The organism is Flavobacterium sp., assembly GCF_043780635.1.
Classification (GTDB): Bacteria; Bacteroidota; Bacteroidia; order Flavobacteriales; family Flavobacteriaceae; genus Flavobacterium.
In genome coordinates this window covers 1-15,259 of sequence record NZ_JAYWCK010000109.1, presented here as the reverse complement: position 1 = coordinate 15,259, position 15,259 = coordinate 1, and the positions used below count along the sequence as shown (strand labels likewise).

13 protein-coding genes and 2 pseudogenes are annotated in these 15,259 nt (G+C 36.4%); 4 read left to right on the top strand and 11 right to left on the bottom strand.

The genetic code is table 11. The annotated features are described in order from the left end of the window. Window positions 1-102 precede the first annotated feature (102 nt). Window positions 103-1,189: pseudogene (gene prfB, locus ACH2BV_RS09900) on the bottom strand (peptide chain release factor 2); the annotation flags it as partial. Window positions 1,190-1,388: 199 nt separating this feature from the next. Between prfB and ACH2BV_RS09895 the strand changes: the two are divergent. Next, the gene (locus ACH2BV_RS09895; protein ID WP_395050563.1) at window positions 1,389-2,414 is read left to right on the top strand and encodes a threonine aldolase family protein; all 1,026 of its coding nucleotides are present in this window, start codon (window positions 1,389-1,391) and stop codon (window positions 2,412-2,414) included. A gap of 51 nt (window positions 2,415-2,465) precedes the next feature. Here the strand turns inward: ACH2BV_RS09895 and ACH2BV_RS09890 are convergent, their stop codons facing one another. Beyond that, complete coding sequence (locus tag ACH2BV_RS09890; protein ID WP_395050562.1) at window positions 2,466-2,879, bottom strand: DUF1003 domain-containing protein; 414 nt, start codon at window positions 2,877-2,879, stop codon at window positions 2,466-2,468. A 30-nt stretch (window positions 2,880-2,909) separates the two neighbouring features. Further along, complete coding sequence (locus ACH2BV_RS09885; RefSeq protein ID WP_395050561.1) at window positions 2,910-3,230, bottom strand: YbaB/EbfC family nucleoid-associated protein; 321 nt, start codon at window positions 3,228-3,230, stop codon at window positions 2,910-2,912. A 142-nt stretch (window positions 3,231-3,372) separates the two neighbouring features. On the opposite strand from ACH2BV_RS09885, the gene ACH2BV_RS09880 reads away from it, so the two are divergent. Both ACH2BV_RS09880 and ACH2BV_RS09875 read left to right on the top strand, forming a co-directional pair. Beyond that, window positions 3,373-5,433 (top strand): S9 family peptidase, encoded by a 2,061-nt coding sequence (locus tag ACH2BV_RS09880; protein WP_395050560.1) that lies wholly within the window; start codon window positions 3,373-3,375, stop codon window positions 5,431-5,433. A 72-nt stretch (window positions 5,434-5,505) separates the two neighbouring features. After that, window positions 5,506-6,546, top strand: coding sequence for a PLP-dependent cysteine synthase family protein (locus tag ACH2BV_RS09875; protein WP_395050559.1), 1,041 nt, complete (start codon window positions 5,506-5,508; stop codon window positions 6,544-6,546). 86 nt (window positions 6,547-6,632) lie between these two features. On the opposite strand, the gene ACH2BV_RS09870 is transcribed toward ACH2BV_RS09875, so the two are convergent. The 4 genes from ACH2BV_RS09870 to ACH2BV_RS09855 all read right to left on the bottom strand — a co-directional run bounded on the left by ACH2BV_RS09870 (window position 6,633) and on the right by ACH2BV_RS09855 (window position 11,624). Next, window positions 6,633-7,343, bottom strand: coding sequence for a YebC/PmpR family DNA-binding transcriptional regulator (locus ACH2BV_RS09870; RefSeq protein WP_395050558.1), 711 nt, complete (start codon window positions 7,341-7,343; stop codon window positions 6,633-6,635). 113 nt (window positions 7,344-7,456) lie between these two features. After that, window positions 7,457-9,496 (bottom strand): carboxy terminal-processing peptidase, encoded by a 2,040-nt coding sequence (locus ACH2BV_RS09865; RefSeq protein ID WP_395050557.1) that lies wholly within the window; start codon window positions 9,494-9,496, stop codon window positions 7,457-7,459. A gap of 8 nt (window positions 9,497-9,504) precedes the next feature. Beyond that, entirely contained in the window at window positions 9,505-10,587 is a 1,083-nt protein-coding gene (gene gcvT / locus ACH2BV_RS09860; protein ID WP_395050556.1) for a glycine cleavage system aminomethyltransferase GcvT, read from the bottom strand. 515 nt (window positions 10,588-11,102) lie between these two features. Beyond that, on the bottom strand, window positions 11,103-11,624 hold the full coding sequence (locus ACH2BV_RS09855; RefSeq protein WP_395050555.1) for a GNAT family N-acetyltransferase: 522 nt from the start codon (window positions 11,622-11,624) through the stop codon (window positions 11,103-11,105). Window positions 11,625-11,982: 358 nt separating this feature from the next. On the opposite strand from ACH2BV_RS09855, the gene ACH2BV_RS09850 reads away from it, so the two are divergent. Continuing rightward, window positions 11,983-12,528, top strand: a complete 546-nt coding sequence (locus ACH2BV_RS09850) for a carboxymuconolactone decarboxylase family protein (protein ID WP_395050554.1) — start codon at window positions 11,983-11,985, stop codon at window positions 12,526-12,528. 354 nt (window positions 12,529-12,882) lie between these two features. Here the strand turns inward: ACH2BV_RS09850 and ACH2BV_RS09845 are convergent, their stop codons facing one another. The 4 genes and pseudogenes from ACH2BV_RS09845 to ACH2BV_RS09830 all read right to left on the bottom strand — a co-directional run bounded on the left by ACH2BV_RS09845 (window position 12,883) and on the right by ACH2BV_RS09830 (window position 15,161). Then, on the bottom strand, window positions 12,883-13,002 hold the full coding sequence (locus ACH2BV_RS09845) for a hypothetical protein (protein WP_395050564.1): 120 nt from the start codon (window positions 13,000-13,002) through the stop codon (window positions 12,883-12,885). A gap of 46 nt (window positions 13,003-13,048) precedes the next feature. Continuing rightward, window positions 13,049-13,489, bottom strand: coding sequence for a lipocalin family protein (locus ACH2BV_RS09840; protein WP_395050553.1), 441 nt, complete (start codon window positions 13,487-13,489; stop codon window positions 13,049-13,051). A gap of 818 nt (window positions 13,490-14,307) precedes the next feature. Then, window positions 14,308-14,403: pseudogene (locus ACH2BV_RS09835) on the bottom strand (transposase); the annotation flags it as partial. Window positions 14,404-14,714: 311 nt separating this feature from the next. Further along, complete coding sequence (locus ACH2BV_RS09830) at window positions 14,715-15,161, bottom strand: response regulator (protein WP_395050552.1); 447 nt, start codon at window positions 15,159-15,161, stop codon at window positions 14,715-14,717. Window positions 15,162-15,259 lie beyond the last annotated feature (98 nt).

The following is a 15,259-nucleotide window of genomic DNA, read 5'->3' as shown; positions in this document are numbered from 1 at the left end:
CTACTTCATTCGCAAGGCCGCGCGGACGACGCCCGGTGTGCGACCGAACGTGGTGATGGCCGTTTCGGGTGGGATCACCAATGTCGAGAAGCGCGCGGCTTCCTTTTGTCCCATCATCATCAAATAGGCTTTTAGGAATTCATCAATAGTACCATTCATCACGCCATCAACATCGCTGGTTTCATAACCGGTGCGCACGTCTTTGACGAGTTTGTATGGTTGCATCACATAGTTTCTAATTTGAGAACCCCATTCTATTTTCATTTTCCCCGCTTCTATATCGGCGCGCTGTGCCTGTTGCTTTTTTAACTCAATTTCGTACAGTTGAGAACGAAGCATTTGCATCGCACGTTGCCGATTGTCTTGTTGTGAACGCGTTTCCGAACACTGAATCTGAATTCCGGTTGGTTTGTGAACTAGTTGTACTTTGGTTTCTACCTTGTTTACATTCTGTCCACCAGCTCCACTCGAACGTGAAGTTGTGATTTCTATATCTGCCGGATTGATATCGATTTCAATACTATCATCCACCAACGGATACACATATACCGAAGCAAAGGATGTATGTCGTTTGGCATTACTGTCAAAAGGAGAAATACGCACCAATCGATGCACACCGTTTTCGCCTTTCAAATAGCCAAAAGAATACTCGCCTTCAAACTCTAGTGTTACCGTTTTTATTCCGGCTACGTCGCCTTCCTGAAAATTCAATTCTTTGATTTTGTAGCCTTCTTTTTCGCCCCACATCATATACATCCGCATCAGCATCGAAGCCCAATCGCAGCTTTCAGTTCCGCCGGCGCCAGCCGTAATCTGTACAACGGCACTCAATTTATCGCCTTCATCAGAAAGCATATTTCGGAATTCCAGATTTTCAATATGGGTATTGGTAAGCTCAAAATGCGAGTCGAGTTCTTCTTCGGTAGCATCGCCATCCTTGAAAAATTCGTAAATAATTTGAAGCTCTTCCGCCATGGCATTGCCTTTCTCAAAATCTTCGACCCATTTTTTCTTGGAACGCAAGTTTTGAACAATGACTTCGGCTGCTTTTGCATTGTTCCAAAAGTCGGGGGCAAAAGTTTTTTCTTCTTCGTTGGTAATTTCTATAAGTTTGGCATCAATGTCAAAGATACCTCCTCAACGCACCAAGGCGTTCTACAATACCTTTTATTTGTTCGGTAGTTGTCATAAATTATAGTAATTTTGTAACGATTTTCTGGAGCTATTTCCTGCTTTTCGTTGCAATCCTCGCTAAAAGGCGAGGGATTTTCACTGCAAACGAAGTTCACTGAACTCCTATGAAAATAAGAGCTATGTGAAGTAATCAGGGCTAGGGCAATCCGTAAATCAATAAATTAAAGTGCGAAAATAAACTATCTAAAGAATATATGGAAATTAATTTAGTGAGCGATACCGTTACAAAACCTACACAAGAAATGTTGCGAGCAATGTTTAAAGCCGAAGTAGGTGACGATGTCTACAAACAAGATCCAACCGTCATAGAACTAGAAGCCAAAGTTGCCGAAATGTTCGGAATGGAAGCAGCACTCTTTTTTCCTTCCGGAACGATGGCCAATCAAACTGCCATCAAGTTGCATACACAACCAGGCGAACAACTAATAGCTGATAAATATGCTCACGTTTATAATTATGAAGGTGGTGGAGCTTCCTTTAATAGTGGGGTTTCCTGCTGTTTATTGAACGGAAATCGCGGAATGATTACTGCCGAACAAGTTGCCGGTTCCATCAATGATCCGGAATTTTATCACAGCCCGCTAACGAGTCTGGTTTGTGTCGAAAATACGACTAATAAAGGTGGAGGTGCTTGTTATGATTTTGAAGAATTTAAGAAAATAAGACAGGTTTGCGATGCCAATAATTTAAAATTTCACTTGGATGGTGCTAGAATTTGGAATGCTTTGGTTGCCACCAATGACAATCCAAAAGACTACGGAAAAGTATTTGATACCATATCCGTTTGCTTGTCCAAAGGTTTGGGAGCGCCAATTGGTTCTCTTCTTTTATCTGATAAAGAAACGATTCACAGAGCTTTGCGCATCCGAAAAATACTGGGTGGAGGAATGCGACAAGTAGGATATTTGGCGGCAGCCGGAATATATGCTTTGGACAATCACATCGAAAGATTGGCAGATGACCATAGACGTACTAAGGAATTAGGAGCTGTTTTAGAAAAGCTAAACTGGGTTGCCAAAGTAGAACCGGTAGAAACGAACATCTTGATTTTCTCAGTTCAACCGAATATAAATGAAGCTGTTTTAATGGAAAAATTAAAACAAAAAGGAATTTCAATAAGTTCGATGGGGCACGGAAAACTCCGTATTGTGACACATCTGGATTATCGAGAAGTGATGCACACCTATGTGTTGGAAACTTTGGAGAAGATAGTTTTTTAGTTCGAAGTTTAAGGTTTAAAGTTGGTAATAAGGAAAACTTTAAACCTTAAATTATTTTTTTTTCATTTCCTCCAACATCGCAATGATTTTGTCTAATTTATCAACATCAAGTTTATTTAGTATTAATGTCAAAGCTTCGATTTCTTTTTTGGCATCAATATTTGTTTGATAATCTGCTTGGGCTTGTATTCTATCTCTTTCATTTTGTCTGTTTTGAGACATCATTATTATTGGCGCAGCATAAGCAGCTTGAGTCGAGAAAAGAAGATTGAGCAATATAAACGGATAGACATCCCAATGATAGACAAAACCAATAATATTTAGTGCCATCCAGAGAATTACCAAAACAGTTTGAAGGATAATAAATTTCCAAGAACCCATACCTTTTGCCACTGCATCGGCTAAACGGCTTCCGAAGCTCAAAGCTGCTGTGTGTTTTTCGTGCCAGTTTTTGTGGTTTATCATTGGATTTTATATTAAGAATTAAATTATTTTTTATTTAAACATTTCATCCATTCCCGGAATCATTGGCATATCGACTTTGGCGACAGCATCTAATTCTGCTTGGTTTACTTTTGCGGCTTTTTCGATGGCTTTGTTTAATGTTACAATTAAATAATCTTCTAATTGTTCCGTGTCTTCCAATAAAGAATCGGCTATGGAGATGGATTTTAGTTTTCCGTTGGCGGTAAAAGTTACTTTCAATGCGCCGTCATTGCTTTGTTCGTCTATTAAAACAGAGTCTAAACGTAGTTTCGTTTCTTCGATTTTTCGTTGGGTTTCTTTCAATTTACCCATCATTCCCATTAAATCCATTTTTATGATTTTTATATTTTGTGTTGCAAATTTACTATATTGCGAAGGGATATTTATTAAATTTTTAATAAAATATAGATTCATTCTAAACAGTCTTTGTGTTATTTTTGTAATATCTTCGTCAAAATCGAAAGCTTTAAATATGATTAAAAAATTACTTCCGCCAGTCGCCAAAATAATTCCTAAATCATTGGATAAATTCGGTCATTCGAGGACAGACAATTATTTTTGGCTGAACGACAGGGAAAACCCGGAAGTTATTGATTATCTTAAGAAAGAAAATACCTATTACCAAAAAATGACTGCTCATACCAAAACTTTTCAAAAAGAATTGTTTGAGGAAATGAAAAGCAGAATTAAGGAAGATGACGAGTCTGTTCCTTATTTGTATAATGGTTATTACTATATCACTCGATTTGAAAAGGGGAAAAATTATCCTATTTATTCCAGAAAAAAAGAAAGCCTTTCGGCAAAAGAGGAAATTTTGTTCGATTGCAATAAATTGGCAAAAGGGCAATCTTATTTCCAATTAGGAGGTTTGAGCATTAGTCCGGATAATAAATTGGCTGTTTTTAGTATCGACACCATTGGAAGAAGAATTTACGACATTCAGGTTAAAAATTTGGAAACGGGCAAAATTCTCGCTGATAAAATTGAAAAAGTATCAGGAACTGCTGTGTGGGCAAATGACAATAAGACTATTTTTTATTCGAGTCAAGACGAAATCACCTTGCGTTCCGATAAAATTTTCAAACATAAATTAGGTTCAAATCAAGCCGATGACGTTTTGGTTTATTTTGAAAAAGACGAAACATACAATGTTGAGGTTGCCAAATCTAAATCCAGAAAATATCTGGCTATAGAATCTGGAAGTACTTTGACAACAGAATACAGAATATTAGAAGCCGATAATCCTGATGGAAAATTTAGGGTTTTTCAGAAAAGGGTTCGAGGTTTGGAATACAGCATCAATCATTATGGAGACAGTTTTTACATCATGACCAATGCAGATAAATCAACGAATTTCAAGTTAATGAAAACCTTGGCAACAGCCACTCCGAAAGAGAATTGGGCAGAGGTTATTCCGCATCGTGATGATGTTTTATTAGAAGATATTGAAATTTTCAAGGATTTCCTTGTGGTTGAAGAACGTTTCAATGGATTGAACAGAATACGAATTATGCCGTGGAGTGGAGAAGGGGAATATTATTTGCCTTTCGAGAGCGAAACGTATACAGCTTATACGGGAACCAACGTTGATTTTGACACAGACATCTTACGTTATTCATACCAGTCAATGAATACGCCTTCCTCGGTGATTGATTTCAATATGAAAACTAAAACTAAGGAAATCAAGAAAGAACATCAAGTTCTGGGTGGAAAATTCGATAAAGATAATTATACCGAAGAAAGAATTTGGGCAACCGCAAAAGACGGAACCAAGATTCCCATTTCGATTGTTTATAGAAAAGGATTGAAAAAAGACAGCAAAAATCCTTTATTACTTTATGCTTATGGATCTTATGGGCATTCGATGGATGCTACATTTTCGTCGACCCGATTAACATTACTCGATAGAGGATTTATTTTTGCCATAGCACATATTCGTGGTGGTGAAGATTTAGGAAGACAATGGTATGAAGATGGTAAATTGCTGAAAAAGAAAAATACGTTCACCGATTTTATCGATTGTTCCAAATTTGTAATTGAACAAAAATATACTTCTCCAGAACATTTATATGCCGAAGGTGGTTCAGCGGGAGGATTATTGATGGGAGCAATCGTGAATTTAGCACCGGAATTATACCACGGAATCATTGTACAAGTTCCTTTTGTGGACGTAATTACGACAATGTTGGACGATACAATTCCGTTAACAACAGGAGAATATGACGAATGGGGCAATCCAAATGTTAAAAAATATTATCATTATATGGCTTCATATTCGCCTTATGATAATGTTAAAAAACAGTGTTATCCCAATATGTATGTGTCAACCGGATTACATGATTCGCAGGTACAGTACTGGGAACCAGCTAAATGGGTTGCTAAATTGCGAAGCATAAAGACAGAAGATTCTGTTTTATTTTTAGACACAAATATGGATGCCGGTCACGGAGGAGCTTCGGGAAGGTTCGAAGCCATTAAGGAATTGGCAAAAGAATTCAGTTTTTTATTAGATTTAGAAAAAATTAAAAAGTAATTAGAAAATTTTTGTTAAATTTGCAGGGATTTTAGGTTAAACTAAAAAGTATCCTTGATTAACTATTTTTTTATGAAAGAAGAAATAAATGCTTATAATAATATTTTAGAATTAATAGGCAACACACCGCTTATTAAGCTAAATAAAGTTACAGAAGAATTAGAAGGGAATTTTTACGCAAAGGTAGAAGCTTTTAATCCTGGACATTCCACCAAAGATAGAATTGCTTTATTTATAATTGAAGAAGCCGAGAAGAGAGGTATCCTTTCTCCGGGGGACACTATCATAGAAACTACTTCCGGGAATACCGGCTTTAGTTTAGCGATGGTAAGTATTATTAAAGGCTACAACTGTATTTTGGCTGTTAGTTCAAAATCTTCTAGGGATAAAATTGATATGCTTCGCAGTTTAGGCGCAAAAGTTTATGTTTGTCCTGCACACGTTTCGGCAGATGATGAACGTTCTTATTATAATGTTGCTAAGCGTTTGCACGAAGAAACCAAAGGTTCTGTTTATATCAATCAATATTTTAATCAACTTAATGTTGATGCCCATTACAAATCAACTGGACCAGAAATTTGGGAACAGACAAACGGTAAAATCACACACCTTATCGCTTGTAGCGGAACCGGTGGAACCATTTCCGGAACTGCAAAATACTTGAAAGAGCAAAATCCAAATATTAGAATTTTAGGAGTTGATGCTTTTGGTTCAGTATTAAAAAAATACCACGAAACCAAAGAGTTTGATAACAACGAAATTTATCCTTACAGAATTGAAGGTTTGGGTAAAAACTTGATTCCATCAGCCACAGACTTTGATATTATTGACAAGTTTATGAAAGTTACTGATGAAGAAAGTGCTCACTCTACAAGAGAACTTGCAAAAAGAGAAGGGCTATTTGTAGGATATACTTCTGGTGCAGTTCTTCAGGCGATTAAACAATATGCCGAAGAAGGTGAATTTGACAAAAACAGTAATGTAATTGCCATTTTTCCTGACCACGGTTCCCGTTATATGAGCAAAGTATTTAGTGATGACTGGATGAACGAACAAGGTTTCTTTGACAGTATCAACGAAGAAGAAGTACAGAAAATAGAATTTATCAAGTAGATAATAATCTCCTTTCGATATATATAATAAAAAACTCCATTCGTTTAATCGAATGGAGTTTTTTTATGCAATCTAAAATCTAATATCTATTCTTCCATAGTATGATAAACATTCATCACGTCATCATCTTCTTCCATTTTTTCTATTAGTTTTTCTACATCTGCCATTTCAGCTTCAGTTAATTTTTTTGTGATTTGTGGAATACGCTCAAAACCGGAAGAAAGGATTTCTAAGCCACGACCTTCCAATTCTTTTTGGATGGTTCCAAAGCTATTGAAAGGAGCATAAATTAAAATTCCGTCTTCATCTTCAAAAACCTCTTCGGCACCAAAATCTATTAGTTCTAATTCTAATTCTTCAGGATCAATTCCACCAGCCGGAATTCTGAAGTTGCAAGTATGGTCAAACATAAATTCTACTGAACCTTGCGTTCCCATTGTTCCGTTGCATTTGTTAAAATAACTTCTCACATTGGCGACAGTTCTGTTATTGTTATCCGTGGCAGTTTCAACCAGAATAGCTATTCCGTGAGGTGCATAACCTTCAAATAGGACTTCTTTATAGTTAGCTGTATCTTTATCTGTTGCTTTTTTTATGGCGCGTTCCACATTTTCTTTGGGCATATTTACTGCCTTTGAATTCTGGATTACCGCTCTTAATCTCGAGTTGGCGTCAGGATTTGGTCCGCCTTCTTTTACAGCCATTACAATATCTTTCCCAATTCTGGTAAATGCTTTGGCCATTGCTGACCAACGTTTCATTTTTCTACCTTTTCTGAACTCAAACGCTCTTCCCATTTCTAATTATTATTTTGAACTGCAAAAATACAGTTATTCCTTATTTTATCAAATGTTTTTTTAATCAATCGACACATAGAGTTTTTGCTCTCCCCAAATAGATGATTGAATAGTTATTTCCCAAAATTATTTATATCATATAATATCGCAACAGCTTCTTCAACATAGGGGCTGGTTTTTAAATCTTTAATTTTATAGGTGTTGATTTCCTGCTGAAAAGTATCCAATTTAAACTTTTCTGAATCGTATGAATTATTCGATATAGCGCAGTTAGTTTCCGTTTTGGCAATTTTTTTGACTTTTTTCCAAAGAGAATCTATTTCATGAATGTCGTTGAACACCTCATTGAAAGTGACCTGAAGTGGTTCTTTCGGATCATTGTAAAGTGCATTTATCTCTTCGTTTGCCAAAATAATATCATTGAACCGGGCATTGTTTTTCAATCTTTCATTGCTTAGGTCTATTATTGCGGGATAATAATCTTTTCGGAAGGGAATATATCTTGCTTTTGTGTTGATAACATCATATTTTAAAGCCGTTTTAAAACTTATTTCACGAGGAACAATGCTGTCATATAATATAGGAAAAACAATGTCAGGAATGATTCCTTTTATTTGATTGCTGTCACCGGTAATTCTATAGAATTTTTCAACCGTTAACTTTACGAAATCCTGTTTGTTTTCGTCCAAAGGTAAAATAGTCTGCATCGAAGCTTTGCCCAATGATTTACTTCCAACGATGATTGCGCGATTGTAATCCTGCATTGTAGCTGTAAAAAACTCACTTGCCGATGCTGAACTTCCATTTATTAATATCACGATTGGACCATAATAAACACTGCCTCGATTGTAATCTTTTAGGATATTTTGCTTGTTTTTACTATTTACCAAAACCGATACCGGACCATAATCGATAAACATTCCGGCTAATTTAATAGCTTCTTCCATAGATCCGCCACCGTTATCCTGCAGATCAATTACTAAACCCTGAATGTTGTCCAGTTTGAGTTTTATAATTTCTTTGGCAACATCATCGGCACAACCTTGTTCGCTGTATCCGTCAAAATCGGAGTAAAAGTTAGGAATGTTGATGTAACCCACTTTAATTTCCTTTTCGACAATGAAACTGGAAACAGCATTTTCTGTAGCTTTCATCACTTGCTTTTTGAGCAGCACGGCAAGAATATTTCCGTTTTTCTTTTGTATGGTCAATTCAATTTCCTCATTTGAATCGGAATAAATCAATTCTCCAATTTTTTCTAATGACGAACACGAAACTATATAATCTTCTCCTTTTTTATTGGAAAATTTAAGAATCACATCGTCTTTTTCGAATTTATCCGCTCTGGCAGCCGGTCCTCCAGGGATAATTTCTTCAACAACAATTTCCTCTTTTTCGTTGAGACTGACATTGAGTCCTAATGACAATCCACTTGTTGTTAAACCGGACATAAAACTGGTTTTGGCATCCATTGAAAAGTAATTCGTATGCGGGTCAAAATAATTGCAAAATATATTCAGAAAATCATTCTGAAGGTCATAGCCCAGCCCTTTTTTGCTGTCCAGAATACTATTTACTTTGCATAAATGGGTGTCAAATATTTTAGCTTTTGAGATTTTTTCGAGCTTTGAAAAATTGGGAGTAAGCGAATCCAAATTCGAACTCAATTTCGAAATATCTTCCAGAATATCATACTTGATTCTTTTTCTCCAAACCTTATCAATGTTTGTTGCCACTAAGTCAAAAGGGAAGTTTTTCTTCGAGAATTTAACCGTGTCTTTTGCATTGTAATCCAGCACTTCATTTTGTATTTTCTCGAGTGATTTTTTCTTTCTTTCCAAAGCAAATTGGTAAACAGAAACGAAATCATTCATAAAAGAACAATCATTTCGCAGAATATAATTGTCCAGCAGAAGCCTGTGTTTACAGAGTTTCTCGTATTCTATTTTGGTAAATAAGTTTCTGTTGCCATCCAGATCATCCATAAAAGTATCAAATACAAAAACCGATAGGCTGTCGTCTACCGGTTTCGGATGAAAATGTTCGTGTTGAATTAACGCATTTATTTTGGAAAGTAATTCACAAGTTTTAGCACTATTTTGACTAAATAGCGAAAATGTTGTCAAGAATAGTGCGAGTGAAAACTTCCTCATTTATATATTTATTTCTTGTAAAAAGGCAATTTTACTACCTTGGCAGGAACGTCATTTTTTCTGATTCGGATGAAAATGTCGCTGCCAATGGCACTGTTTTCAGTAGTTACATAACCCAGTCCAATTCCAACATTCATTGATGGTGACATTGTTCCCGAAGTTACGATTCCTATAGGAGTTCCCGAGGCATTCACGATTTCATAATCGTGTCTTGGCACAGCACGTTCCTGCATTTCAAAAGCTACTAATTTCTTAGATACACCCGCTTCTTTTTGTTTTTTCAAGTCCTCAGAATTGGTGAATTCTTTGGTGAATTTTGTAATCCAACCCAAGCCGGCTTCGAGTGGAGAAGTGGTATCGTTGATGTCGTTTCCGTACAAACAGAATCCCATTTCCAGACGCAAAGTATCACGAGCGGCAAGGCCAATTGGTTTTATTCCAAAGGCAGCACCCGCTTCAAAAACTTTGTTCCAGATTTGTTCTACTTCTGCATTTTTGCAATAAATCTCAAATCCTCCGGAACCGGTATAACCTGTTGCCGAAATAATCACGTTCTCGATTCCTGCAAAATCACCCACTACAAAATGGTAATAAGGAATAGCAGCCAAATCTAATGAAGATAAGGATTGCATAGCTCCAACCGCTTTTGGTCCTTGAATGGCTAAAAGTGAATAGTCATCCGAAAGATTCCTCATATCCACGCCCAAATCATTGTGAGCCGAAATCCAATCCCAGTCTTCATCTATATTCGAAGCATTTACGACTAGTAAATACTGTTCGTCTTTCATTTTGTAAACAATCAAATCGTCCACAATTCCGCCGTCGTTATTTGGTAAACACGAATATTGTGCTCGACCGATGGTCAAAGTCGAAGCATCGTTTGAAGTCACTTTTTGAATCAAAGCCAAAGCATTTGGACCCGTTAGCAAGAATTCGCCCATGTGCGAGACATCAAAAACACCTACGCTATTGCGAACTACTTCGTGTTCAGCATTCACACCTTCATATAAAATAGGCATATTGTATCCGGCAAAAGGAAGCATTTTCGCTCCCAAACTCTCGTGTATGTGCGTAAGTGCAGTATTTTTCATTGTAGATTTTATATAAAATTTGAAGTGGCTAATTTATCGATTTTATTCCGAGTGGCAAAGGGATTTTGAGACGAATAAATGCTCCGCAAAGTCTCCGACTTTGAGGTAGTGATTTTCGGTTTTTAACCGATTTTGTTTTGGATTGTTTGAATTTTTATATCAGTCAAAGACTGATTAACACATCCTCAAAGTCGGAGACTTTGCGGAGCGGTACAAAGAAAAAGTATTTATTTTAAAAGGAGTATAAAAAAGGAAATAGTCAGGGATTTTAATGACAGAAAAGAGGTTGCGAAACAGGGTATTTTGTACTGTCTATTTTCATACACTATAGTGGGCTTTGGGTGGGCTTTGGGTGGGCTTTGAGTGGGCAAAAGAAGACAAAATTTGAACAGAAAATGAGGACATTCTATTTTCGTTTTCATTGTATTTTTCTATATGTTTTTTTGTGAATATGAGCAGGGATTTCTTCTTTAGTTTGATTTACTAGCGTGTTCGCTATTTGATTTTTTAGTTTGTCATACATCTACTTCCATAAACACTAAATACTGTCTAAATGCTGCAGGAATTTCCACTTCATCATAAACCGGTATGTCATTAAAACCAAAGCTTCGGTAGAGTGAATGCGCTGCTTCCATAAACTTTGGGCTGTCTAAACGTACTTTCTTATAACCGGTTTCTTTTGCAGCCGAAAGTAAGGCTTGAAGTATGGCTCGTCCTGCTCCAATGTTTCTGAAAGAAGGATCAACGTACATTCGTTTGATTTCACCTATTTCTTCATTAATACTTTTTAGACAACCTATTCCGCAGGCTTTTCCATCGATGAATGCTATCATTAGCCGACCATTTGGTGGTAGGAATTTGGCAATCATTTCAATATCTTGTTGCACGGTTTCTTCCGGATTATGTGGATGTGAACCATAATGCATTTGCATTTTGTCGTTACCCCAAGTTAAATATGCAGTCCATAATTGTTTGATAGCATCAATGTCAGTGGGAAGTTGGGCGTCCCGAATTTCAACGATGGAGTTGGTGTTCATAGTATGGTTTTAAGTTATGATTGTTGTGAATTTTATAATTTAATTGATTTTGTTTGAGTTAAAGAGCGGGACGTTTGTGTTTATTGAGTATTTTAATAGCTCAATCAAATCTAGTAATTTCACTTTCAAAAATCCAATAAATTAAAATATAAATTACTCCAAAAGTTCAATCGTTAAAAATCCGAAGCTTTCTACAAACCCAATGAAGCCCTTACTGCTGGCTCTGCATTATATGACATAAAACAGGGAGTAAGAAAATTGTCCATTAGCTTGCGTCATTCCTCCATTTTGTATCTTTTAAAGCTGTCGCATCTTTGCAATGTCAATAACGACGATCACTTTAAAAAAAAATTATAAAATGAAAACATTCACCGTTCCCACAAGAGAGCAAGTAGCTCCAGCCAATCAAGCTATTTTTGACAACCTACAAAAAGCCTTAGGTTTTGTTCCTAATTTGTATGCCACCATCGCCCATTCTGACAATGGATTAACTCGATTTTTGGCGTATCAAAATGCCAAAACATCTTTAACCAACAAAGAAAAAGAAGCCGTAAACTTAATCGTAAGCCAGGTAAATGGTTGCGTGTATTGTCAAAGCGCCCACTTGGTTTTAGGTAAAATGAATGGTTTCTCGGACGAGCAATTATTGGACATCAGAAAAGCGAAAAGCACCGATGCCAAATTACATTCCTTAGTGCAATTGGCTGCTGAAATCACAAAAACAAGAGGGTATGCCAATCCAGCATTAGTTGATGCATTTTTTAATGAAGGATACACCAATGAAAACCTGGTTGACTTGATTCTTCAAATCAGCGATAAAACTGCGATGAACTATTTACATAACCTGACTAAAGTTGCCGTAGATTTTCCTTTGGCTCCGGCCTTGGAATTGGAATTAGCCTAATACAAAGAATTTCTAAACTTACTTAATTCAAAAAAGCCCCGCAAAACAAGTTTTGTGGGGCTTTTTGGATGGCCTTATTTTCTTATGCTAGCGCGAGTGTCCCGCTCGTTCCTATTCCAATTTTTTTTAAGCTTGTTTTGTGTTCACGAGCGGGACGCTCGCGCTAGCTGGGGGATTATGGGCACGGGTTGCAAATCCGCGCTGTCGGGTTGCAAATCCGCGCTATCGGGGGCACGGATTGCAAATCCGCGCTATCGGGTGGTATGTAGTATTGGGCACGAAGTCGGGAGACTTCGCACAGCTGGGGGGTTTATGGGCACGGATTGCAAATCCGCGCTATCGGGGAGTGCTTCATTAATCAACAAAAGTTTCTTTTAGCACTTCTTTAGTTGATTTAGTTTCCGTCTTGTTCAATTTACCTAAAACTTTTATGATTATCTTTTTGTCAACTGTTCTAATTTGCTCAATTGCTATCGTTTCTTTTTTACCATTATGCGATCAAAATTTCATACAGAATTTATTATAGCTTAGTATAGGTCGATTTCACATCTATCGTGTAAATTACGTTGTAGGGAACCCGACCCTTCAAGCTAAAAGTTGTTGTGGTTAGGGCTTCAATTTGGTAATTTACTCCTCCAAATTGAATCCGGGTTTGATTGTCACTGAAGCTCCAGGATGAAGTCACAGTCTGTGGAGCGTTACTATAGCATTTAGTAGGTCCCTCATCTATGATACTGCTGCCGTCACTTTGGAAAGTATAGATATTATCTTTTATGCAGCCAGAAAGCATGGCATAAGTGTTTTCTTCAAACACTCCATCTTTCTCATAGTCTGTCATAGATCCTGTTAATTTCCATGTTCCGGTTGTGAGCGCATCTAGTTTAGAAGAATCATTAACGGGGTCTTTAGAGCATGAAAAAAAAGTTATGCTTAACACTGTAATTAACAAAGTATTTTTCATATTTTAATATTTAAAATTTATTTCAATAAATAAGCTAAGAATTTTTTTTCTTAAATAAGTCGTTTGCTCAATAAATAAGTTTAAAGAGACCTCTCTTACTTTGATTTTCAATATGCAAATGTAACCTTATACAATTGTTAAGAAGCGAAGCTATCCAATTATCGCCTTAAAAAAAAGCACGTACACCGATCCAATAGGCTGCCATTATCTTATATAAAATTATATTCCGACGTAGAAAAGTTCTCTTTAGTTATCTCATTTAAACCTACAAATCTTCGGCAAGTTAAGGTTCTATCAACCTATTACCTGATCTAGTATCCATTTTGCCAACTTTTGTAAATCGTAGCTGAAAGTTTAGGGAATTGTTTCTGACGTTTCGTAGTTTACAGGAATACGGTATTGATTTGTATGATTTTCAATATTTAATCAATTTCAAAAGTACAAAACAAATTTTAAATTAATTCCCAAAAACCCAAGTTTATGCAAATGGCTGTTAAAATACGTTTTTAATTTTTATAAACTACTATTCTATTTCTTTAAAATTCTCCACTAACATCATAATTGTATTCGGTTGATAAATCATTCATTATCCGTTTAGCTATTAAAGATTGACTCCGTCTAGCGCATCAATTTTTTGACTCTCGCGATTAACTCGGCATTCCCTGCTCTGCGAAGTCTCCCGACTTCGTAGCTACAACACTTTGCAACTAAAACAGTTCAGAAGCCATCTTTAATAAAGTTGGGATGGTATGTAGATATGGGTACGAAATCGGGAGACTTCGCACAGCTAGGGGTGGTATTTAGTTATGTGTATGAAGTTGGGAGACTTCGCACAGCTGGTCGATCCAACCTACTGTTGTTATGGTTATAAAATAAGCCTCATCAGTTGTTGTGGCTTTGTATTTTGTTGACATTTTTTTTGTTTTAAAGATATAAAAAAAGCTATACCTTTTATTGATATAGCATTTTTGACTTGTTTTGTGTTGTTCTCGTTTTGTGTTGTTCTCGTTAATGGGCACAGAATGCAATTCTGCGCTAACCAACAGGAGAGAATCTAGTGCATTTCAGCGCCATCGTGTTTTCCGTCATTGTGAGTAAAGGGCGCCATCTCATTTGTTGCTCACGTTAATAGGCACAGAATACAATTCTGCGCTAACCGTGTTGGGACATATCTGCGCGGTCGGGTATATTTCTGCGCGATCGGGTGTCAACGGTTTCGTTCTGTTTAAGCGTTAAGTATATATTTAATTCCTGTGTTTTCTGTCGCCAAAGGAAGTGCTTGTAAAATGACGTGTTTAAGCTGTTCAAAATTGTTTGCTTTGCGAATAAAAACATTCGCTCCTAACTTAAAGAGATTGCTGATCATTCCAAGTTCGTAATTCTTGTCTTGCGGAAAAGATGTTGAGAATATTACTATCGAAAGGTCTTTCAGTTTTTCAATTTCTCTTATTTCAACTAAAGATTCAAAACCGTTTTTGCGTGGCATATTCAGGTCTAAAAATATAATGTCAGGAAGTTGTTCTGAATGTTTAGTAAGGTATTTTATCAGTTCTTCACCGTCATTAACAATTGTAATGTTAGGCGGCACATTTAAGTCCTTAAATGCTTTTTCAAATAATATATGGTCGGCTTTGTCATCATCTGCAAGCAGGATATGGTTTATTTTTTTCATTATGATTTATTTTTTTTGTTAAAATTTTAATTTGATTTTTCTTTAGGAATTGTAAAATAAAAAATGCTTCCATGTCCCAACTTTGACTCCATCCATAT

Bases quoted from the DNA above. Each gene is read 5' to 3' on its own strand.
- ACH2BV_RS09880 (WP_395050560.1), top strand. From the start codon at position 3,373: ATGATTAAAAAATTACTTCCGCCAGTCGCCAAAATAATTCCTAAATCA.
- ACH2BV_RS09870 (WP_395050558.1), bottom strand. From the start codon at position 7,343: ATGGGAAGAGCGTTTGAGTTCAGAAAAGGTAGAAAAATGAAACGTTGG.
- ACH2BV_RS09865 (WP_395050557.1), bottom strand. From the start codon at position 9,496: ATGAGGAAGTTTTCACTCGCACTATTCTTGACAACATTTTCGCTATTT.
- ACH2BV_RS09875 (WP_395050559.1), top strand. From the start codon at position 5,506: ATGAAAGAAGAAATAAATGCTTATAATAATATTTTAGAATTAATAGGC.
- ACH2BV_RS09895 (WP_395050563.1), top strand. From the start codon at position 1,389: ATGGAAATTAATTTAGTGAGCGATACCGTTACAAAACCTACACAAGAA.
- ACH2BV_RS09850 (WP_395050554.1), top strand. From the start codon at position 11,983: ATGAAAACATTCACCGTTCCCACAAGAGAGCAAGTAGCTCCAGCCAAT.
- ACH2BV_RS09830 (WP_395050552.1), bottom strand. From the start codon at position 15,161: ATGAAAAAAATAAACCATATCCTGCTTGCAGATGATGACAAAGCCGAC.
- ACH2BV_RS09840 (WP_395050553.1), bottom strand. From the start codon at position 13,489: ATGAAAAATACTTTGTTAATTACAGTGTTAAGCATAACTTTTTTTTCA.
- gcvT (WP_395050556.1), bottom strand. From the start codon at position 10,587: ATGAAAAATACTGCACTTACGCACATACACGAGAGTTTGGGAGCGAAA.
- ACH2BV_RS09885 (WP_395050561.1), bottom strand. From the start codon at position 3,230: ATGGATTTAATGGGAATGATGGGTAAATTGAAAGAAACCCAACGAAAA.
- ACH2BV_RS09890 (WP_395050562.1), bottom strand. From the start codon at position 2,879: ATGATAAACCACAAAAACTGGCACGAAAAACACACAGCAGCTTTGAGC.
- ACH2BV_RS09855 (WP_395050555.1), bottom strand. From the start codon at position 11,624: ATGAACACCAACTCCATCGTTGAAATTCGGGACGCCCAACTTCCCACT.